Origin of the sequence: Bacillus sp. PSXD-155, assembly GCF_049310765.1 — a bacterium.
Lineage (GTDB): Bacteria > Bacillota > Bacilli > Bacillales > Bacillaceae_G > Bacillus_A > Bacillus_A cereus.
The window spans coordinates 1-20,611 of record NZ_JBMOWC010000042.1 but is presented as its reverse complement, the minus strand read 5'-3'; the positions used below and the strand labels follow the sequence as shown (position 1 = coordinate 20,611).

Below are 20,611 nucleotides of genomic sequence, written 5' to 3'. Positions count from 1 at the left end.
AAATATAAAGGGGGAAGAGGTAATGGGTGTACCGACAATAACGGATAAAATGCAATTGATTTTAGATAGCTATTCGCCATTTGTGACAGAAGAAAATGAGGTCATTCTTGGTCTAGAAGATGCGGTTCTTTTCCTTTCAGTAGATCGGGAACAAAAAGGGAAACTGATTATTCGTATCGACAGACTAAATGAAAGGGTGAGTTGGACAGCAAAAGAAGTATTAGGGCAATAGCAAGCATGAGAGGAGGGTAAATCGTGAAAGATGAGGAGATTTTAAAGGTTTTAGAAACGTTCTCGGATTATCTTCAAGTAGGAGACATCGTGAATTATGTATTACGTTGGCTAGGATGGTTTCTAATTGTAGGCTTATCTTTAGTTGTAGATGCTTTAGAAGGTGTGACAGATGCCATACTGGGGATTAAAGGATTCTTTAATTCACCGGAAATACAAAATTTTGTTGATATGTTATATCCATTGTTTGTTGTTCTTTTAGCCATATCGTTTTTATATATTGGCTACATGTTCATTATGAACAAACAAATGAACCGTTCTCAAATTATCATCAATATTTTCATAACATTGAGTGTACTTTGTTTATTAAGTACTGGTATGACAAAGGTTGATAAGTTCACTGATGATGCCATAGCAGTTGTAAAATCAGAACAAAAAGGTTCTTTAAGTGATGAAATTATTAAGAAGAACATAACGGATATTGCAGTAATAGATCAAAATGGATGGAAAAAGAAAGAAGATCTGAATCCGAAAAATAATATTCCAGAAAAAAATATTAGACAAATAGATATTACAGAAAAAATTGATTCCGATTTCAAATTTACAAAAGACAAGGATTTATCAGATGGTGGTCAAAAAATCCTACAGAATAAAAGAGTAATGGATGCGTTAGGAGTTGCATCTTTAGCTGAATTAAAAGATGGATGGTTTGATTTCTTTCCAGAAAAGTATTATCGCTGGCATTGGAATTTTTGGAACATATTCTTTACTTTACTGATAACAGGATTAACTTTGTTATTAGTAAGTATAAAATTAGCTAGATTATTTTATGAATTGTCTTTTAACTACTTGTTAGCAAATATATTAGCACCAGCCGATGTTGCGAATGGTCAAAAGTTAAAAGCTGTATTATCTAATATCCTCAATATATTTATAGCAACGATTATGATATTCCTATCTTTGAAGCTATACCTAATAGGAACAGCTTTTCTCCATGACAAATTAAATGGTGTACCGTATCTGATTGCATTAGCCGCATTTAGTATGGCTGTTCTAGATGGTCCAGCAGCCGTAGAAAGGTTATTCGGTATAGATATTGGATTAAAGAGCAGTTGGGGTATGTTAGTAGGTGGTTTCGCACTTGGCAAAGGAATTGGCAGTCTTGCAAATTCAAAACCTATGAAGAGTCTCGGAAATATGATTGGAAAAGGAGCGAAAGGTGCAGCAGAAGGAACGGGTGTTGCAGCAGCTAAAACAGCAAGTGCGGCAGCGATGGCAACAGGTGGCGTGGCAGGGCTTATAAGCGGTTTGAAAAATGGGAATGAGTCTGAAAATAAAGAGTCCTTGCAAGATCAAATGAAAAAAGCGGATCAGAAAAAAGCAAATGGTAATGATTTAGCAAAGAATGAAAAAGAAAAAGGTAACTTAAATAAGGAAAAAGATAAAAAGAATGGTGGTACGCCATCTATTCAAGAAGACATGAAAAAAGGAGGGAACGAAAACCCAGGGGGAGCGAATGGGCAAGAATCGGGAACAACAAGTCTTCAAGATGAAATGAAAGAAGCCGGAAAATCAAATGGAGCGAGTGAAGGAAATCCAACAGCAGGAACAGTAAGACAAGGGGCAAATGAAGGAAGTCAAACACCGGGAACAGTAAGACAAGGAGCAAATGAAGGAAGTCAAACACCGGGAACAGTAAGACAAGGGGCAAATGAAGGAAGTCAAACACCGGGAACAGTAAGACAAGGAGCAAATGAAGGAAGTCAAACACCGGGAACAGTAAGACAAGGAGCGAGTGAAGGAGGTCAAACACCAGGAACAGTAAGACAAGGAACAAGTGAAGGAGGTCAAACACCAGGAACAGTAAGACAAGGAACAAGTGAAGGAAGTCAAACACCAGGAACAGTAAGACAGGGAACAAGTGAAGGAAGTCAAACACCAGGAACAGTAAGACAGGGAGCGAGTGAAGGAGGTCAAACACCAGAAATAGTAAGTCAGGGAACAAATGAAGGAAGTCAAATATCAAGCCCGGCACCAATGGAAACATCAAGACCAGTACCAAGCGGAAGTAGTCCGGCACCAGTAGAAGCATCAAGACCAGTACCAAGTGGAGGAAGCCCGGCACCAGTAGAAGCATCAAGACCAGTACCAAGTGGAGGAAGCCCGGCACCAGTGGAAGCACTAAGATCAGTATCAAGTGGAGGAAGCCCGGCACCAATGGAAGCGCCAAAATCAGCACCAAGCGGAAGTAGCCCGGCACCAGTGGAAGCACTAAGATCAGTATCAAGTGGAGGAAGCCCGGCACCAGTGGAAACACCAAGATCAGTACCAAGTGGAGGAAGCCCGGCACCAATGGAAGCGCCAAAATCAGCACCAAGCGGAAGTAGCCCGGTATCAGCCGACATCGTAACGGTGACACATAGTAGCCCAATTATTCCTTATGAAAGTGATAAAGAAGTGGCAGCAAGTAGAAGTCAAGAAACACGTACATTAGGACAATATACAACCGATAAAGTTAAAAATACGAAATCATCGATGAAACAAAAGGTAAGAGGAGTGCAAGAACGAATTAATACTTCTGAAACGGTACAGAATACAAAACGTTTTTATCAAATGGGGCAAAACACAGGCAAAAGTTGGAGAGATATCGTGAGCAAAAATAAAAATAATACGGATAAAAAATAAGCGTAATCGTGCGCTTATTTTTTATTGTCGAAAAGGAGGGAATCCCGATGAGAAGCTATCGGATTCCGAAGGAAATCAGTACAGAATTACGGATTAATAAAGTGCTTTATTTAATAGATTTCTTCTTATTAATTGGTTTATTAGTTGTAACGATGATTCTTAGGAATTTTGTACATGATTCCTTTCAATTACCATTTGTTATTTTCATGGCAGTTATTGCAATTATCATGATTTGGCGACCAAGTACGAATCCTCAAAAACGAATGTATGAAGTATTGATTATTACTTTGCTAAGAAGGAAAGGTGCATATTGCGCCATTGATAACGATCAATAAGGGAGGGATCACATATGGCGTTATTCAGCGAAAAAGATGTAGAGAAAGAAGAGCTACAACAATTAGAAAGACCGAAGAAGAATGCATTTCGATTTAACGAAAAAAACGTAAAAGAATCAATTTCTGAACCAAAAGAAATTGTGAAGGTGGTACCCAACAAAAAGAAAGAAGAAAGAACAAAGGCAGAACCAAAAGTAAAAAAACAGAAGAAAGAAAAGCCAAAGAAAGACACTTCGAAAAAGAAAAATCCAAAACTGTTAGGTTTTTTATCTAGAAAAAAGAAAGAAGCGCCATCAAAGGTAAAGAAAAGTATTGCGGAAATTATGCAAATTGTAGACATGACGGAGGATGGCATATTTGAACTGAAAAATGAGGAGTTTTTAGAAATTCTTCAAGTCGAAGGTGACGATATGTTCTCTAAGAATAGTGATGAACAAGCATTTGTCATTTTCTCACATGCGTATTTTTATCAAGCCTACAAACAGTCCATTAAACTCGTTTTTTTAAACTTTCCATGTCAAACAACCGAACAACAACGATATATTGAGAAGAAAATTAAAGAATGTACTAGTCCTTTGTATGAACGAATTTTAAATCAAAAGTTAAAAGAACTTCAATTTTTAGAATGGGGCAGAACCAATCGGGAAGCCTTCTTATTTATTTACGGAGAAACAGAATTAATCGTAAAAGAACGTGTAGATGCAGCAAAACGATATATCAAGCGCTCTACAGAACTATTAGAGGTGGATGAAGAGAAAAAGTTAGAACTTATGTTTAAATTATTCAATCAAAATGCAAAATTAGGAACTAAAAATATATGGTAGTAAGGGGGCAACAATATGTTTGCGTTCAAGAGTAAAAAATCTAAAAAAGAAAAACAAGTGGAACTAAAAAAGAAGAAAGGTTACAACCCCTTTTTAGTGGCTAGAGTTCAGCCACAAGGGGGAATTAGTTTTAAAGAAAGTTATTTTCAAACAGGTGATGGATTAGGTACTTGCATTCATGTCTATGATTATCCAACAGAGGTAAATGATTTTTGGTTAGAGCAAATTATGAATATGCCAAATGTGATCACAACATTAGATGTCATGAGTGACGATCGAAGAGAGGTCGTTGAATCGATTAATAAATCTATGAGTGAACAAAGTGTTCGCCATGATACAGCAAAGGATAATATAGATCGAATCGATGCGAAAAATGAATTTTTAGAGCTGGAAGCTCTCTATACGGATTTGAAACAAGGTGAGGTCATGAAACGTATTCACATTCGTATTTATGTTTCAGCTAGAACAATAGATGAGCTAGAAAAACAAGTAAAAGAGATTCTGGAAACATTAGAATCTTATAACTTCCGAGGAGCTGTCTTTTTAAATGAACAAGAGTATGAATGGGATGCACTCGTAACAAGCTTTGATACACAAAAAAATTATGTGAACCGAAGAAAAGGAAAAGAAATTCCAGCAGTTAGTTTGGCTGGTGGCTGTCCGTTTCATTATTCTTATTTGCACGATCCATACGGTACGTATTATGGAACAACGAAAACAAAAGGAAATGTTATTTTTGATATTTTTCATAAAGACGAACAAAGAAAGTTTTATAACGGTGTAATGATTGGAAAGCCTGGTGCTGGAAAATCAACATTACTAAAAAAGAAATCAGTAGACTATGCAAGTAAAGGTCATTTTATTCGTATTTTTGATATTGTAGGTGAATTTGAGGAAACAGTACGTGATGTGAACGGGAAAACAATTGCATTAGATGGTTCACAAGGTCAAATTAACCCACTTCAAGTATATAAGACAGCAGAGAGTGAGGAAGTTAGTTTCACTCAGCATTTATCTAAACTGACAATTTTTTATCGATTCATTGCGCCAGAAGCAAAAGATGATGAAATTAAAGAATATGAAAATTTGCTTCGTAAATTATATATTCGTATGGGATTATGGAATGATGAAAAAGGAGCGAAAAATGCAATTACAACAAGAAAACCAAAAGAATATCCGATTTTCTCTGATTTTTTACTGTTTGTTCGCAAAGAATTATATCAAGATGTAAAAGCTAAAAAACATCATGATAATTTAGGAGACAGTAGAATTCATCGTTTGGAATTAATTGAATTAAATCTTACGAATTTAGTAGAAGCATATGCACAATTATTTGATGGACCTTCTACAATTGAAGATTTCAAGAAAGAACAAGTTGTATCGTTTTCCTTACGAAACATTTCAAATTTTAAACCGGAAGTATTCCAAGCACAAATTTTCAATGTTTTTAATTTAATATGGGATGAAATGATATCCAATGGTGCGCCACAATTAGAGGCATATACGAAACAACAACTTGCTTTTGAAGATGTAATTCGTTATTTCATTATTATTGACGAGGCGCATCACATTATTAACACGAAAAAAGAAAGCGCTCATGCGCTACAATTTTTAACGAAATTTAGCCGAGAAGATCGAAAATATTTTGCGGGGCTTTTATATGCAAGTCATACAATTCGAGATTTTGTACCGGAAGGTTCTTCACAAGAAATGATTGATGAAATTAAAAAGTTATTTGAACTTACACAGTACAAATTTATTATGCAGCAAGATAATAACAGTTTAGATATGTTACGAAAAGTATTTGCAGGACAGTTAAGTGAAAGTGAAATTGCAGCGATTCCACATTTGCCAACAGGGGATGTCATCTTAAGTATTGGCGCTGTAAAAAACATTCATTTTCATGTAGAAGTAACGGACGAAGAATTGATGTTATTCGGGGGAGGTGCTTAATACTATGCATCTAGTTTTAAAGATTATACCAAAGAAATGGCTCATCACTTTAGCGCTACTTGTGATGGGTCTTTTTTCTTTTCTTTTACTTGGAGTAGTAAGTATTTTTATTGCGGCAATGGGGAGTGATAGTGGAACAGACACGGGTGATATTACGTATACAGGTGAAGGGCAAGTCATGAATGTTTCACCTGAAGTTCTAAAATGGGAACCTACGATTCGGAAGCATGCGAAAGCCTTTGGCGTGGAACCGTTTGTTGCTTTAATGCTTGCTCAAATGATGCAAGAGAGCGGAGGACGTGGTAGTGATCCGATGCAGAGTTCCGAAGGCGCTTTTAATACGAAATATTGTAAATCACCAAACTGTATTACAGATCCGGACTACAGTATTTGGGCTGGTGTACAGGAGTTTAAACATGCGATAGAAAGAGCCGGAGTAACGAGTCCAGGGGACATGGATCATATTAAAACAGCCCTTCAAGCTTACAATTTCGGGACAGGATTTTTTGATTTTATTGGCGCAAATGGTGGTAAGTATACGAAAGAATTAGCAATCAAATTTTCACAACAACAATATCAAAAAGTGAAACATACAGGAATGTACCATTGCCTTAGACCAGAAGCCGTACCATATCAAGCGTGTTATGGCGATATTTTGTACGTTGACGCAGTTTTAAAATATTATCAGCCGGGTTCTGTCGTTTCTGGTGGAGGAGGAAATCCAGGAAGTGGCGGAAGTAGCGGTTCAAAAGTTGCCGATGTAGGTCGCCAATGGATAGGGCGTTCTACCTATGTATTTGGTGGAGGACGTAACACAAATGACATCGCAAGAGGGATTTTTGATTGTTCAAGTTTTGTACGCTGGGCATTCGAACAAGTAGGAATGTATACTAGTCCGATTGGCGCTGTAAGTACGGAAACATTAAATAAAATTGGTACAAAAGTATCAGCAAATGATATGAAACCGGGTGATGTTATTTTCTTTGATACCTACAAACATGACGGACACGTTGGCATTGTAATTGATAAAAATACTTTCATTGGATGCCAAACGAATAAAGGTGTTTCTATTGAAGATTTAAATAATCCGTATTGGAAAAAAGTCTTTTCTGGTCATGTAAGAAGGTTCTAAAAATCGAAAGAATAGGAGACTAAAAGAATGAAAGATAAACGAAAATCTTTGTTTATTGTGTTTGTCATTTTAGTTGTAGGTGTAACAGCTTTTAATATCTATTTGAGCAAAAAATCAATGAGTGATGGCAAAGAAAAACAGTTAAAACTTTCAAATGAATTACTAACAAAACAAAATGAAGACTTAAAAAAACGACTGGATAAGGTGCTTCCTTCCGCACAAGAACAACAGAGAAGGGCGTATTTATCGACAGCCGAAACGTTTATTCAATTATCATTTCATCGAGAAAAAGAAGGCTACAGTGAGCGAAAAGAAAAAGCAAAATCCATTATGAGTGAAGAACTATTACAACAATTTTATCCAACTGATAAATACGAATTAGGAGATACGTATAAAACGAAACCAATAGAAATGAAGTTTTATTTACAAGAAAATGAACCCGATAAAGAGGAGGTAAATGTGTTAGCTGAATTTATAAATGTCACGACAGATTCAACGCAAAACCGAGAAGAAAAAGTAAACAATGTGTTACGAATCATCATGAAAAAAGAAAATGAATCATGGCGAGTTACAAGTGTGGAAGAGTTAAATATGAAAGTTTTATAACAAAAAAGGTGGGGTGAGAGTGTGATAGGAGCGATTGGTAAGAAGAGTGAAAGAATCAATCTAAGAAAGAATAAGTCGTGGATCTACTTAACAATTATCAGCTTTCTATTTTTGGGTTTTTTCGCTTTCTTGACATCAAAAATTTACATGCCAAACGATGAAAAACTATTTCATACAGAAACAAATAAAGTAATTAAGTTGTCGGGTATGGGGAAATTGATTGTAGAGAAAAGGGAATACAATCCACATAAAAACTTTATACAAATTTACTTTCGATTAGAAGGATATGAGGAAACAGGATATACATTTAAAGCACAGCAAAAAGCAAATCCAGGTGTGCAATTACCTGTCAAAGTATTGTATGAGGAGAACGGAAAATACGTTGTAGAAGTAAAAGACTTATCTCCAAATTGGGGAGCGTTAGCCTTCGATATTTACAATAAAAATGGTGAAAAAGAACAAATGGATATTCGTAAATTCACACAAGATGTTAACGAATATGAAGAAGAAAATGCAGTAACAAAAAGTCCGAATAAATTAGTTCAGACGATTTTTACCGATCAAAGAAAAACAAAAGCAAATGACGAATTGATAGCTGAAGATAAAAAAACATATGAGCTAGATTTTATAGAAAGAGACAAAAAGGATATCGAAACAAAGATAAAAAATTATGGGAAAGCAATCAAACTGGAAGAAGAAAATGCGAAGACAGTTTATGAAAAAGTAAAAGAATTACAAGATGAAATGAAGTACCAAACTGAAGCAGAAAAAACGGAAACACAATCAAAAATAGCATCCTTAGAATCTAAAATAAAATCATCAGAAAAGAACGTGGAATTGTTTAAAGGGGAACAAAAAATTGCACGAGATAAGATCAAAAAGTTAGAGCAAAAGGAGCAAGAAATTAATAAAAAGTGAAAAAAGATATAGGGACACAATGGGGACATTGAGGTGAAATAAGGGGACATGAAAGGGACGTTAAGAAAAAATAACGGGACATGATGGAGACATTAATAAAAAAGATAGGGACGTAATGGGGACATTCAACTTCTTTCCTTGTTCCCATCGTTTTGCTAGGCTCCGCCTAGCTTCACACCTTAGGTGGGAACAAAAACCCCTTATGCTCTTCTCGCTATTTTTTGATCTCTACCCAGATTTGCAGAAAGGAGAGGGAAAAGTGGAAATCAGAATTAGAGAAGTAGATCCAATTGCCGTAAAGAAAATAGATGAAATCGCAAAAAGGAAAGGATTATCCAGGCAAAAATTTTTGAAAGCTCAAATTGAAATGCTGGCATTTTTTCAGCAGCAAAATAAAAGGGAAATGGAGTTAGAAAATCTCATTGAAAAGAACATCCATATGATGAGTGATTGTTATAGCGCAATGGAAAAAATGAATGAGTTTATTCAAATGATGATGCAGGATGTTGAAAATGAGTAATGCGGTTCCTGTTCAATCTTCCGTCACACCGGGTGTTGTTTTAAAAACGAAATTTGTGTTACCAAGTTCCGATGCGTTTCAGAACTATATTGATTATGTAGATCGGGAGGAAGCGAAAAGTGAAATGAAGTTGAATCCGAAAATGTTCGAAACGTATCAAGACTATATGGGGAATTCAGAAAAGACCTCGGCACTATTTACGGAACACGCAAATCGTTTAACAGAAAGTGAAAAAAAGTCCTTAAAGGAAATGTTTAAAACCGCTCATGAGAATGGAAGTATCATGTGGCAAGATGTCATTTCTTTTCATAATCCCTGGTTAGAAAAACAAGGGATTTATGATGAGAAAACAAAAACGTTGGATGAAAAAAAGTTAATGGATGTAACACGGCTTGCGATGAAAGAAATGCAAAAAAGAGAGGGGCTGGAAAAAAGCTCTATCTGGTCGGCAGCCATTCATTTTAATACGGATAATATTCATATTCATGTCGCAACTGTTGAGCCATTTCCAACGAGAGAACGTGGCAAAAGAAAACCCAAAACGTTAGATGCGATGAAGGGGAAAGTCGTAAATAATTTGTTAGATCGTAAGCAGGAACAAAAACAAATTAATGATCAAATTCGAAACAATATGGTGGGAAGGAAAAAAGAAGATTCCGTTTTTGATTGGCGTAATCAACATTTGAAGCCATTGTTTTTACAAATCTATAAACAGTTACCAAGTGATAAAAGACAGTGGCAATATAGCTACAATACGATTCAACCATTAAAGCCGCAAATTGATGAATTAAGCAGTCGGTATATTCAACATCATCATAAAAAAGATTACGATCAGTTTCTCAAAAAGTTAGATAAAGAGGTGCAAGTTTTTAAAGAAGCATATGGAGAAGGAAAGTATGATAAGAAGCAATATGAAAATTATAAAACGAATAAAATCAGTGACCTGTATAAACGAATGGGGAACGCCTTTTTACAAGAAATGAAGGCATATGATAAAGAACAAAAAAGAATCCATCACATGAAAAAATCAAAGTCATTTCGAAAATTTCAGCAGAATGTATCTATTCAGTATTCTATGAGAAAAGTGGAAGGCGCTTTTAAAAGTGAATATGAAAGTTGGAAAAATCAAAAGTATTATGAGCGTATGCAAAGGGAAAATGCATATGAAAATGAGAGGGGTTAGATCATGGAGAATAAAAAAATACGAATGAAGTTATCGTTGAATGAAAATGTCCATCAATACATTCAAGACTACATGGATGAAAATAATATTACTCATCCTGGTGATGCTATATCGAAAATTTGTATGGAGCATCAAGCATCAAAAAATACAGAATGGTCATTGAATTATATTTCCGAAATTGTATCAAAGAATCTACATGATGTGTTGAAAAGTGAACTAACAAAAATTCGTCTTGGTGCAAATAGTGCGGATAGAAATACGCAAATTTTAATTGAGTTATTAAATGGTTATTTCTTTTTAGAGGGTGTAGATAGTCTTATTACGACTGATAAACAAGAGATGGGAAGTGTGAAGATAGCAAAAGAAGTCGTAGCCGAACGGATTAGTAACGCAAGACAAAAACGTTTAGATCATGAGGCATCAAAGAACAATGTAACGTAAGCTACATTGTTTCTTTTTATAAAAAAACAGGAGGTTATTAGGATGTTATTATTTCATGAAGATATCGCATTAGGAGTCATTAAAGAGGTTGGAGAAGGTGAACTTGTTTTACTTGTAAAAGAGGAAGAACTAACAATCAAAATTACACGAGAACAAGAGGAAGAACTTGCAGTCCATGTCATGAATCAAGAAAATATGTTAGTTCCAGTTAATGTGAAAACTCATGAGCTTTTCTTTGATACAGCTGAGAGATGGAATGAAGAGGAAATGGAGGAATTACAAAAAGCAAGTGAAAGAGTAGGAGAAGATCATGAGTAAAAGTTATAAGAAAAAGTACCAAACGAAATCACCAGAAGAAAAGAAAGAAGCGGTGCAAGCTTTAACAAAAAAGATGGAAAAAAGTGTAGAAGGTTATTTTCGTACACCGGGAGATTTGAAAGAGTATTTAACGTTTATGGCAAAGTTTTATCACTATTCACCATCTAATATTTCATTAATACAGAGTCAATTCCAGGGAGCCAGTGCAGTTGGTTCCTTTTCTTTTTGGAAAGAAAAAGGATTTCCGGTTAAGAAGGGTGAGAAAGGAATTAAAATTCTTGTTCCAAACCGGACTGTAGCAAAATTCAAAGACAAAGAAGGCACTTGGAAAACAGTAACTAAAGCAAGTGAGGAAGAGAAAAAACAAATCGAATCTAAAAGCGTAGAAGTGATACCAGGTCGCTTATATTTTGCTGTGGGCCATGTGTTCGATGTGTCGCAAACAAACGCAAAAGCGGAAGATCTACCTCGTATTTTTCCGAATCGTTGGCTAGAAGGGAGCGTTACAGATTACCAGAGTTTGTATAAAGGAATGGAAGACATTGCGAAAAAAAACGGTGTGAAAATCATTGCACCCAAATCGGAACTGGGTGTCGCAAAAGGTGTGAGCTATCCCCTAACAAAAGAGGTTGCCTTGAACCCTAGAAACAGTGAATTACAAAATGTAAAAACACTTCTTCACGAATTAGCGCATGCCAAACTTCATACAGCAGAGACACGTATGAATTACACAGCACCAGAAAAAGAGTTTCAAGCAGAAATGACAGCTTATGCCGTTTCTTCTTATTTTGGGATTGATACAAGCGAATATTCATTAGGGTATTTAGCGAGCTGGACACAAGGAAAAGAAATGAAAGATAAAACCAAGTTGTTGAAAGAAGTACATGAAACTTCGATTGAATTTATTGAAACAATTGAAAATACGTTAGAAAAAGAAAAAGAAAAAACAAATGAAAAGGGAGTAGATAATATGTCAAAACAAGTGTCTGATAATGGGAAAGAGCATGTAGTAACAGTTGAAATACTAGATAAGGATATAAAAGACGGTGAGATTGCAAAATTACACATGGTGGATGCAGAAACCAAAGAAGTATATCATATGGCAATTTATGATCCGGGTGTATTAGACCGTGATGAATTTTATAATGGTGAAAGGGATGTTTCTAATATTGAACATATTTTTAAAGGAGATGTTTATGAAAAAGTAAAAGATACTCTCCTTGATAGAAACGAAAGTCAATCATTTACTGTACGTGAAGAAGATTTGCTTATTCCTTTAAGTGAGTTAGAACAAGATGATCGATACGCTATATTATTTCATACAGAAAAATATGAAGCGGCTAAAATAAAAGAAAATGAAAAGCAGAATGAAAATAGAGAACAGAATGAAAGTGAAAGAAATATTTTACTAGTGGAATACATGAGTTTAAGTAACACCACACAAGAGCTTGTTTCTGTTGCAGAGTTAAGGGAACAAGCAGATAGGAACCATGCGTTTGAACCTGTAGAAGGTGCAGAGAAATTGAGTGATAAAGAATTTATAGAAGCATTTAACGAGGTGAATCAAGAAAAGTATGCAGCACTAAATCAGAATGAAATTAGTCGTCCAACTATGTTAGTTCAATGGAGCGACAACGAAACTTTTAAGAATAATCAACTGATCCCATTTGGAGAAGCCAATGAAAAAATGGCTGAAGTTATTGCAAGTATTGAAAAAGCAAGGGAAGAAGCTAGAGAAAGAGGTGAAACCATCCCTTACGATCAAGCTCGTTATCATATTGCCATTCCAAAAGAAGTCGATAGGGATTTTGGAAGAATGGAGCTTGTGAGTATGGATCGTATGAATATGGGGGATGGGGACTATAAGACACCGTATGAACAGGTATTAAACGAGAAAAGGCATTTATCGGATGAAGTAAAACAAGCGTTACGAGATGAGGTAGTAAACCATAGAAATAACAAAGAAATACCGATGGAAAAAGTACAAGAAAATCCATTGGAAAAATCAAAAGAGACACCCAACCACTTAGTAACAATTGAAGTATTAGCAAACGGTGTTCACGATGAAGAAGAAGTTGCAAGAATCCACATGATGGATGCTGTTACGAAAGATATTGATTATTTGTCTGTATGGAATCAAGATTCAACAAATCGGGAAGATTTATCTGTTTTCCTCATGGAAAAGAACGGGAAACGGGAAAATTACTCCTTAGATAACATTTTGAAACCAGATTTATATGAAAAAGTTCAAAGTTCTATCTTTGATGGGAGAGGAAATTTGTCATTTGTTGTTTATGAAAAGGATGCAAATATGAGTCTAGATGAATTGGTAAAAGATGAACGATATGGACACTTAGTTGATAAAGCGGAGGCACAAAAAGATTACTCATTTAATGAAAAAGAAGTGGAATTATATAAAGAAATGAAAAAGGAAGGATATGCACCTATTGTCTCTTTAAATCAACAAATTCAACCTTCAAAAGAAAAAGAATCAACTACATTAGATAAGGACTTAAGCCGAAAATTCGAAGCATACAGACGTTCACAATATGAAGAAACACCAGATAATATTGATAGTATTGTCACTCGTGTAAAAGCTGAAGAGCGGTATTATACAACAAAGTATGTTTCGATTGATAATGAGCTAGTAAGCCAGGAACATATAGTGAAATTAGAAAACCAGGTGGATGAGAAACTTGGAAAAGAAGGAATAACAGTGAATCAGTCTACAACTTCAAAGGAAATTGATTTTGATAAAAAGTTTCAGCCATTGAATGGAAAAAAAACGAATGATAAAGAAAAAGATAAGGAAATAGATCCTGGGAATATAGATCAGTCGAAAACTACAAAGAAATCAGGTAGAAAAAGAGAAACAATGGAAATGGAAAGATGAAAAATTTTATAACAGGAAAAGCAGATTAAATCATTTTTTGTTACTCAATTGAGATAATGGAGAGTGATTTTTTTATATCTAAAAATGAAAGAGGGTAAAAGGAAAAGCCCTCTTTCTTATTTATAGAACGAAAGGAGAGAATGCCATGAATGTATGGCTGTTTGCGGGCTGTATGTTCCTTGTAGCTGTGTTTTTGAACATGTTGCTATTATTTGGTCACAGAATGATGAAAAAGCGGAGAAATAAGAAATGGAAGCGTGAAACTGAAATTGCAGATTAATAGGAGGTAGTACGTATGGGGAAAACATTGTTTATTGCTGAAAAGTCGAAGGTAGCTGTTGAATTATTAAAATCACCTAGATTTAGAAACTCACAAAGGTATTCAGGGAGTAAGCCATATTATGGCTACTATGAAAATGAAAATTACATTATTAGTTGGTGTCGAGGACATTTATTAGAACTAAAATACCCAGAGGAAATGGATGAGAGGTACAAAGAGTTTAAATTTGAGCACTTGCCTATTATTTTAGAGCCAGAATATAAAGAAAAATCGGATAGCCTTGAACAAATTCAAATATTAGTTAAGTTGTTAAATCGTCCCGATGTAGATCATGTGGCAAACGCTTGTGATGCGGATAAGGAAGGTGAGCTTATCTATCGTGAAATAGTTGAATATGCAGGTGTGAACAAGCGAGAATCCCGTCTGTTTATCTCTTCTTATGAAGCCGCAGAACTAGAGGGAGCCTTGAACCGATTAGAACCAAGAACAGATTATGATGGACTTGCACAATCGGCTAAAGCAAGGCAATACCTGGATTATATTCTAGGGATTAATGTTACAAGAGGCTGTACATCAAAACTAGCAAGAAACCAATTCTTATTGGCTTCTGGTCGTGTTCAAATGTGTATCTTAAATGAAATCCGTCAAAGGGAAGTCGCTATTCAAAATTATAAAGAACAAACCTATTACAATTTGAAGCTACTAACCGAAAATGGTTTATCACCGGTGATGAAAACAGAAGAGCAACTGATAGATCCATCACCACTACAAAAGCTTGGAGAAAGCTTGAAAGAAACGAATGTAATTGTAACGGAATTTAAAGAAAGTACGAGAAAAAAGAAACCAAAATTATTATATAACTTAACGGACATCTACAAAGATGCTCACGCGAAACTGAAAATTAATGCGGAAACAGCAAAAAAACATATTCAGAGTTTGTATGAAGAAGGTTTTATTACGTACCCTCGTTCTTCATCTAGGCATTTACCTACTGAGCAAGTGGAACGAGTGAAAGAAGTAATGGCAGCATTAGAAAAAAGCTCCTATGCAAATCTCGTACAACAAGTAATTCCATCTTCTATTACAAAAAAAAACACTACATTTAATGATGAATTAGTAAGTAGTCACTTTGCTATCATCCCAACAACAAAATCATATGTCGGGACCAACCGAAATCCATTAGAAAAACAGTTATATGACTTAATTGTAAAACGATTTATCGGGAATTTTATGAAACCAGCAATCTACCTGGTAAGAGAAGTACATTTTATAGATCAAGAGGCTAACGCATACAGTACAAAAGAAAAGATCCTACAAGAGAAAGGGTTTCTAAGTGTGTTTCAAGAGGATATAGAAGAGGGATCAGTTGAAGCATTTCAGATACCTATTTTACGAGAAGGAGATTCTTTCAGAATCGTTCAGTATGACTTGATTGAGTCTCGAACAAAGAAACCAGCCTTTCATACGGAAAGTTCCATTTTAACCTTTATGGAGACGGCAGGGCGTAAATTAGATGATGAACATTTGAAAGAACTTATGAAAGGAAAACGGATTGGGACAGTCGCAACGGAAGAAACGTTTATTCCAAAACTGTTAGATCGTAGCTATATTGATGTCACCAATAATCAAATTCGAACTACACCTATTGGTCGTGCTTTTATAGATGCTTTTCCGGTAGATGCAATTAAAAATCCAGCTTATACGGCTGAAATGGAAGGGATGATTTACATGATCGAAAAAAATGAAATGAATTATGAAGAATTTGTGGAAAAAACAAATACGTTTGTAAAAGATACGGTGGAACAATTAGGCGCAATGGATGATAAAGTGTCGGATAGCATTATTAATACTTGGAATCAGCAAATTGAAGTGTGTAAATGCCCTTGTATAAAGGGAAAAATCCTTCATAAAGGAAATTTTTACGGATGCAGTAATTATCCGGAATGTGAAATCTCCTTACCGAAAAAAATTAAAGAAAAAGCGATTCCGGAAGCGCAAGCGAAAAAGCTGTTTGAGGATAAGAAAACCGACCTTTTAAAAGGATTTAAGTCCAATGAGAAGGAGTTTTCCGCTTATCTTGTGTTACATGAAGGGAAAGTTAAATTTCAGTTCCCAACACAAGAGGAGCTGTCATTTGGTAAATGTCCAAAATGTAAAAAAGGGGATATGCTTCATCGTAAAACGTTTTATGGATGCACGGAGCATAAAAACGGATGTGATTTTATGTTACCAGCCAAAATGAAAGGGAAAGCAATCCCTGGTAATCAAATGAAGAAGCTACTTCATTATAAAACAACGGATTTTATCAACGGTTTTCAAGGAGAAAAGGGAGAATTTACAGCAGCTATCTATATGGAAGCGGACGGAAGTTTGAAATTCCGTTTTCCAACGACTGAAGATCGTACCATTGGTAAATGTCCATTGTGTAAGAGTAGGGTTCTTGTAGGGAAAAGTAACTACTTATGTGAGAAGTACAAAAAAGGCTGTGACTTCATTATTTTTGGTACATTCTCTGGTAAAAATTTAAGTAGTAACCATGTGAAAAAGTTATTAGAAAAGAATGTAACGGATCAGATCAAAGGCTTTATCTCGAACAAAAACGGGAAAAAATTTGACGCTCGTTTATCGTACAGCGTACAGGAGAAGCGATTAAAATTCTTATTCGGCAAATAAAAATTGAATGTATGTAAAAGAGGACTAGGAAACGGAATAGTCCTCTTTTTTATTTCATTTTATAGAGTAAAGGGGGGATTCCGTAATGGCATATGTCAGTGCGGAGGATGCGATGAAAGCAAGAAAAGTTGACTTGATTTCATATCTGGAAGCAAAAGGAGAAACATTTAAGAAAGAAGGTAACTATTATCGTCATACGGAGCATGATAGTCTCATCATTAAAGGCAATCAGTACGCCTGGAATAGCCGAGGGGAAAAAGGATATGGAGCGATTAGCTTTGCCATGATGTACTATGACATGACATTCCCACAAGCTGTGATGGACATTCAGAAGGGGGACTACAAAGAGTTTGATCGTTCAAAAGCTGAAGAGGAGCGAAAAAAAGAGCAGCAGCCTTTTAGTTATCCAAAACACCTGGAAGTAAATAAGCAAACAGAGATAAAAGAATATCTAATTCATGAAAGGAAAATAGATCCTCGCTTGGTGAATTGGCTGATTAAAAAGGATCTCATTGCCCAGGATAAGAAAAATAATGTGGTGTTCAAATGGAGAGAAGTAGGAGGCAAAGGGCAAGTCATTGGAATGAACCGTCAAGGTACAGTCAAAATGGAGAATAAAAGAGGAAGCTTTAAGCAAATTGTCCCGAATTATGAAAAAATCAATGCCGGTTTTACGGTTGATGTAGGTAAACCGGATAAGATTTATTTTTATGAAGATCCGATTGATATGTTATCTCATTGGAGTATCAAGCAAAATAAGATACAAAACGCTCGCCTAGTTTCTATGCATGGATTGAAGTCAAAAACAGTAATTCAATCTTTAATGGATGCGAAAAAAGAAGGGCACGATATTAAAGAAGTCATAATGGCAGTTGATAATGATAAAGCCGGGAAAGACTTCATTCAGACAATGAAATGCTTTGTCGATCTTAAAGAGGATATCCCAACGAATGAAAAGGATTGGAACGATGTCCGGAAGAAACAAGTGAGTGAGCAACAGGGAAAAGAAACAGCCCAATCAAAGAAAATGAAACCAATTAAAGAGGTGGAGCGAAGTGTCTAATCTACCAGAAATGCCAAACATATTACAAATTTTATTGTATGGTTTTATCCTTTATGTTCTTTTTCGTATTTGTAAATTTATGTACCGGAAGTTCCAGGAGCGAAGAATATTAAAGCGAATGGCTAAGTCCGGTATTCGTTATATAGACAAAATGGACGGACATCAATTCGAAGTATACCTAAAAGCTCTCTTTCGAGAGTTGGGTTATTCCCCAACAGTTACAAAACAGTCAAATGATTTCGGAGCGGATCTGGTATTGAAGGGGAAAAATCGTATTGTCATCCAGGCAAAACGCTACGGGATGAAAAATAGAGTCGGCATTAGTGCCGTACAAGAGATATATGCAGCACAAGCCTATTACAAGGCAAATGAAGGCTGGGTTGTAACGAACAGCGTGTATACAAGGCAAGCGAAAGAATTAGCGGAAGCTTGCAATGTAAAACTAATAGATCGTGTAGAACTTCAGAAATTGATTAATAAAATCAATCCCGAATATTCGGCTGAAGATGTGTATCAAGGGGTAAAACCTGCAGAACGGAAATGCCCAACATGTAAACATGATTTAGTCGTTCGTAATTCAAATAAAACAGGAAATAAGTTTTTTGGTTGTTCTCAATATCCTACATGTACACATACAGAACCAATCAATACATGAGCTGTGATGAAAATCCGGCTCTTTTTTTATTTGCTTAAAGAATACATGAAAAAAATCAGTTTTACTAAAAAATGACCCTTCAGATTTGCTTGTATGGGATTTTGATGGAGTTGTTAATATAATAAGTCGTATTCGTTATAAAAACGCATGTAAAGGGAGATAGGGAATTTATATGCGTTTTTAGGTTTTTTAGGAAAAATAAAAAGGGTAGCCATTATTTACGACTTAACCCTTTGTCTACGATCTGACGAATTGCTTCGTTTCGGTTCTTCAGCTTATTTTCATGCCAATAATTTTCTATTTGTTCTACTTGTTCTTTTGTAAAAGTAACTAAAATTTGAGTGTACTTGTCTTTATTAACAGCCATATTACAACCTCCTCTATAAAAATAATTATAAGTTATATAACTTATATTGACAACTGGAAAAATGAGTTATAGAATAGTTATATAAGTTATATAACTTTGTTGAGGAGGTTATTATATGGAACGGAAAGTTAAAAAGATGATGGCTGATCTTCAATTTATTATGAATCATGGTCAAATCAGTGTAGATTTTATGGATCAAGGATATAAAAGAATGCTTTTTAGTGCATTAGAAGCTACAGGAAAACAGTTTAATGTGCATACCAATGAGCATAATGAAACAATCTTGTCCTTAGAGTTAGTTTAGTAAATTTACGCAATGAGGAGCTGTTAATAATGGAGCAGTTAACCATTTTTGACGTAATGGATGAAACTAAAAATAAGCTTTATGAGGTATTAGGGGTACAGCCGAGATACGTGTAAAAATAGGTCATAGGCTTACTTTTATTTCCAACTATGACCTATTGAGCTTATATAGGGATCGTTTCTTCTATTGGTTGAGGAACTTTCTTTAAATCAATTACATAATCCCCAAAGCGTTTTATATGTCTAGTCATATAAGGACTTAGCGTTTCTAAATCTTGGCGTGCAAAGCGATAACCTTCTTTTTTTAGTTGCCATAAAATCATAGTGATATCCACTACATTTTGAAAAATTACGGAATTGGTGATTAAATCGTTGTATTTAATACGTTTTTCCTGTTCAATTGGATCGTTTTCCGTAATAATACCATCGCCACCAAAAAACAACCATTTTGAAAAACCATTATAGGCTTCTACTTTATTCGTACTAGCTGTAATTTGTTCACGTAATTTCATATCTGAAATATATTGAAGAAGAAAGATTGTTCGAATCACTCTTCCAAGCTCTCGAAATGCTTGATATAATCGATTTTTCTTACTGTTACTACTTAATTTTCTAAGAAGCGTCGAAGGTAAAATTTTTCCCTTTTTAATTGAAACAACCACTTGGAATAAGTCTTTCCAATGTGTTTCAATCACTCTCCAATCAATTACATCTTTAAATAAAGGGTCTATATGTTTGTAGTTTGTATGCTTATCTGGACGGAAAAATTTTAAATCTTTCCAATTGCGAATTCTAGGCATAAGATGAATTCCTAATAGATAGGATAAGGCAAATACAGGTGTCGATTGTCCTTGTGTATCCGCATGAAGAGTATCGGGTTGAATATCAGATTTATTTTTTAATAGCCCATCAATAATATATACCGCTTCCCAAACACCACAGGGGATAAAATGACTAAAAAGGGCGATATAATTATCCGCAACATGATGATAGGCAAGTCCTCCATATCCGCCATAACGGATGTGGTATTCTGATACTAAATTTTCTATATACATATCATGTTTCGTTCCATCAGCTGAAGCTACTTTTCCCGTTCCCCATAGTTTTGGTAGACTAAATGTATTATATTGATTTAAAACATCCTGAAGTGCCGTATTTAATTTCGGAATATGAATATGTCTACGATTCACAAAAGAAAGCATGTGAGCCGTCATCGTATTACGCATATGTT

20 protein-coding genes are annotated in these 20,611 nt (G+C 35.2%); 18 read left to right on the top strand and 2 right to left on the bottom strand.

The features are described 5' to 3' along the window. Window positions 1-22 precede the first annotated feature (22 nt). The 17 genes from ACO6VI_RS26335 (at window position 23) to ACO6VI_RS26255 (ending at window position 18,710) form a co-directional block, all read left to right on the top strand. Entirely contained in the window at window positions 23-232 is a 210-nt protein-coding gene (locus tag ACO6VI_RS26335) for a hypothetical protein (protein ID WP_000538816.1), read from the top strand. Between the two features lie 23 nt (window positions 233-255). Continuing rightward, window positions 256-2,916, top strand: coding sequence for a pLS20_p028 family conjugation system transmembrane protein (locus ACO6VI_RS26330; protein ID WP_422424482.1), 2,661 nt, complete (start codon window positions 256-258; stop codon window positions 2,914-2,916). Between the two features lie 47 nt (window positions 2,917-2,963). Further along, complete coding sequence (locus ACO6VI_RS26325; RefSeq protein WP_001258275.1) at window positions 2,964-3,251, top strand: DUF5592 family protein; 288 nt, start codon at window positions 2,964-2,966, stop codon at window positions 3,249-3,251. Between the two features lie 14 nt (window positions 3,252-3,265). Further along, window positions 3,266-4,075: a hypothetical protein gene (locus ACO6VI_RS26320; RefSeq protein WP_422424480.1), complete on the top strand. Its 810-nt coding sequence runs from the start codon at window positions 3,266-3,268 to the stop codon at window positions 4,073-4,075. A 15-nt stretch (window positions 4,076-4,090) separates the two neighbouring features. Further along, on the top strand, window positions 4,091-6,028 hold the full coding sequence (locus tag ACO6VI_RS26315) for a VirB4 family type IV secretion system protein (protein WP_422424479.1): 1,938 nt from the start codon (window positions 4,091-4,093) through the stop codon (window positions 6,026-6,028). 4 nt (window positions 6,029-6,032) lie between these two features. Then, window positions 6,033-7,160 carry a lysozyme family protein gene (locus ACO6VI_RS26310; RefSeq protein ID WP_422424477.1) on the top strand — a complete coding sequence of 376 codons (1,128 nt, stop codon included), beginning with the start codon at window positions 6,033-6,035 and terminating at the stop codon, window positions 7,158-7,160. Between the two features lie 27 nt (window positions 7,161-7,187). Continuing rightward, window positions 7,188-7,766, top strand: coding sequence for a MerR family transcriptional regulator (locus ACO6VI_RS26305; protein ID WP_422424476.1), 579 nt, complete (start codon window positions 7,188-7,190; stop codon window positions 7,764-7,766). 21 nt (window positions 7,767-7,787) lie between these two features. After that, window positions 7,788-8,684: a hypothetical protein gene (locus tag ACO6VI_RS26300; RefSeq protein ID WP_422424474.1), complete on the top strand. Its 897-nt coding sequence runs from the start codon at window positions 7,788-7,790 to the stop codon at window positions 8,682-8,684. A 259-nt stretch (window positions 8,685-8,943) separates the two neighbouring features. Continuing rightward, window positions 8,944-9,204 (top strand): hypothetical protein, encoded by a 261-nt coding sequence (locus ACO6VI_RS26295; RefSeq protein ID WP_016513356.1) that lies wholly within the window; start codon window positions 8,944-8,946, stop codon window positions 9,202-9,204. Next, the gene (gene mobP2, locus ACO6VI_RS26290; RefSeq protein ID WP_422424473.1) at window positions 9,197-10,387 is read left to right on the top strand and encodes a MobP2 family relaxase; all 1,191 of its coding nucleotides are present in this window, start codon (window positions 9,197-9,199) and stop codon (window positions 10,385-10,387) included. Before ACO6VI_RS26295 ends, mobP2 begins: the two co-directional genes overlap by 8 nt. Window positions 10,388-10,390: 3 nt before the next feature. Continuing rightward, complete coding sequence (locus ACO6VI_RS26285; protein WP_098557236.1) at window positions 10,391-10,828, top strand: hypothetical protein; 438 nt, start codon at window positions 10,391-10,393, stop codon at window positions 10,826-10,828. A 42-nt stretch (window positions 10,829-10,870) separates the two neighbouring features. Further along, the gene (locus ACO6VI_RS26280; RefSeq protein WP_061530243.1) at window positions 10,871-11,146 is read left to right on the top strand and encodes a hypothetical protein; all 276 of its coding nucleotides are present in this window, start codon (window positions 10,871-10,873) and stop codon (window positions 11,144-11,146) included. Continuing rightward, window positions 11,139-14,039, top strand: coding sequence for an LPD25 domain-containing protein (locus ACO6VI_RS26275; RefSeq protein ID WP_422424471.1), 2,901 nt, complete (start codon window positions 11,139-11,141; stop codon window positions 14,037-14,039). The genes ACO6VI_RS26280 and ACO6VI_RS26275 overlap by 8 nt, the downstream gene beginning before the upstream one ends. A gap of 145 nt (window positions 14,040-14,184) precedes the next feature. Next, on the top strand, window positions 14,185-14,319 hold the full coding sequence (locus tag ACO6VI_RS26270; RefSeq protein WP_255288497.1) for a hypothetical protein: 135 nt from the start codon (window positions 14,185-14,187) through the stop codon (window positions 14,317-14,319). Between the two features lie 15 nt (window positions 14,320-14,334). Beyond that, complete coding sequence (locus ACO6VI_RS26265) at window positions 14,335-16,992, top strand: DNA topoisomerase (RefSeq protein WP_422424469.1); 2,658 nt, start codon at window positions 14,335-14,337, stop codon at window positions 16,990-16,992. A gap of 85 nt (window positions 16,993-17,077) precedes the next feature. After that, complete coding sequence (locus tag ACO6VI_RS26260) at window positions 17,078-18,055, top strand: DUF3991 domain-containing protein (protein ID WP_422424467.1); 978 nt, start codon at window positions 17,078-17,080, stop codon at window positions 18,053-18,055. Further along, a complete protein-coding gene (locus tag ACO6VI_RS26255) occupies window positions 18,048-18,710 on the top strand; it encodes a restriction endonuclease (RefSeq protein WP_422424465.1) in 663 nt (220 codons plus the stop codon). The genes ACO6VI_RS26260 and ACO6VI_RS26255 overlap by 8 nt, the downstream gene beginning before the upstream one ends. Window positions 18,711-18,924: 214 nt before the next feature. Here ACO6VI_RS26255 and ACO6VI_RS26250 read toward each other — a convergent pair whose 3' ends face one another. Then, window positions 18,925-19,077, bottom strand: coding sequence for a hypothetical protein (locus ACO6VI_RS26250; protein ID WP_000290205.1), 153 nt, complete (start codon window positions 19,075-19,077; stop codon window positions 18,925-18,927). Between the two features lie 115 nt (window positions 19,078-19,192). Here ACO6VI_RS26250 and ACO6VI_RS26245 point away from each other — a divergent pair, with 115 nt between their 5' ends. After that, window positions 19,193-19,381, top strand: a complete 189-nt coding sequence (locus ACO6VI_RS26245; RefSeq protein WP_153593401.1) for a hypothetical protein — start codon at window positions 19,193-19,195, stop codon at window positions 19,379-19,381. A gap of 163 nt (window positions 19,382-19,544) precedes the next feature. On the opposite strand, the gene ACO6VI_RS26240 is transcribed toward ACO6VI_RS26245, so the two are convergent. Further along, window positions 19,545-20,611: transposase (locus tag ACO6VI_RS26240; RefSeq protein ID WP_422424463.1), on the bottom strand; the 1,067-nt coding region annotated here is incomplete at its 5' end.

Excerpts from the sequence above, each read along its gene's own strand:
- ACO6VI_RS26335 (WP_000538816.1), top strand. The coding sequence starts at position 23 with ATGGGTGTACCGACAATAACGGATAAAATGCAATTGATTTTAGATAGC.
- ACO6VI_RS26325 (WP_001258275.1), top strand. The coding sequence starts at position 2,964 with ATGAGAAGCTATCGGATTCCGAAGGAAATCAGTACAGAATTACGGATT.
- ACO6VI_RS26320 (WP_422424480.1), top strand. The coding sequence starts at position 3,266 with ATGGCGTTATTCAGCGAAAAAGATGTAGAGAAAGAAGAGCTACAACAA.
- ACO6VI_RS26315 (WP_422424479.1), top strand. The coding sequence starts at position 4,091 with ATGTTTGCGTTCAAGAGTAAAAAATCTAAAAAAGAAAAACAAGTGGAA.
- ACO6VI_RS26310 (WP_422424477.1), top strand. The coding sequence starts at position 6,033 with ATGCATCTAGTTTTAAAGATTATACCAAAGAAATGGCTCATCACTTTA.
- ACO6VI_RS26305 (WP_422424476.1), top strand. The coding sequence starts at position 7,188 with ATGAAAGATAAACGAAAATCTTTGTTTATTGTGTTTGTCATTTTAGTT.
- mobP2 (WP_422424473.1), top strand. The coding sequence starts at position 9,197 with ATGAGTAATGCGGTTCCTGTTCAATCTTCCGTCACACCGGGTGTTGTT.
- ACO6VI_RS26285 (WP_098557236.1), top strand. The coding sequence starts at position 10,391 with ATGGAGAATAAAAAAATACGAATGAAGTTATCGTTGAATGAAAATGTC.
- ACO6VI_RS26280 (WP_061530243.1), top strand. The coding sequence starts at position 10,871 with ATGTTATTATTTCATGAAGATATCGCATTAGGAGTCATTAAAGAGGTT.
- ACO6VI_RS26275 (WP_422424471.1), top strand. The coding sequence starts at position 11,139 with ATGAGTAAAAGTTATAAGAAAAAGTACCAAACGAAATCACCAGAAGAA.
- ACO6VI_RS26270 (WP_255288497.1), top strand. The coding sequence starts at position 14,185 with ATGAATGTATGGCTGTTTGCGGGCTGTATGTTCCTTGTAGCTGTGTTT.
- ACO6VI_RS26265 (WP_422424469.1), top strand. The coding sequence starts at position 14,335 with ATGGGGAAAACATTGTTTATTGCTGAAAAGTCGAAGGTAGCTGTTGAA.
- ACO6VI_RS26260 (WP_422424467.1), top strand. The coding sequence starts at position 17,078 with ATGGCATATGTCAGTGCGGAGGATGCGATGAAAGCAAGAAAAGTTGAC.
- ACO6VI_RS26250 (WP_000290205.1), bottom strand. The coding sequence starts at position 19,077 with ATGGCTGTTAATAAAGACAAGTACACTCAAATTTTAGTTACTTTTACA.
- ACO6VI_RS26245 (WP_153593401.1), top strand. The coding sequence starts at position 19,193 with ATGGAACGGAAAGTTAAAAAGATGATGGCTGATCTTCAATTTATTATG.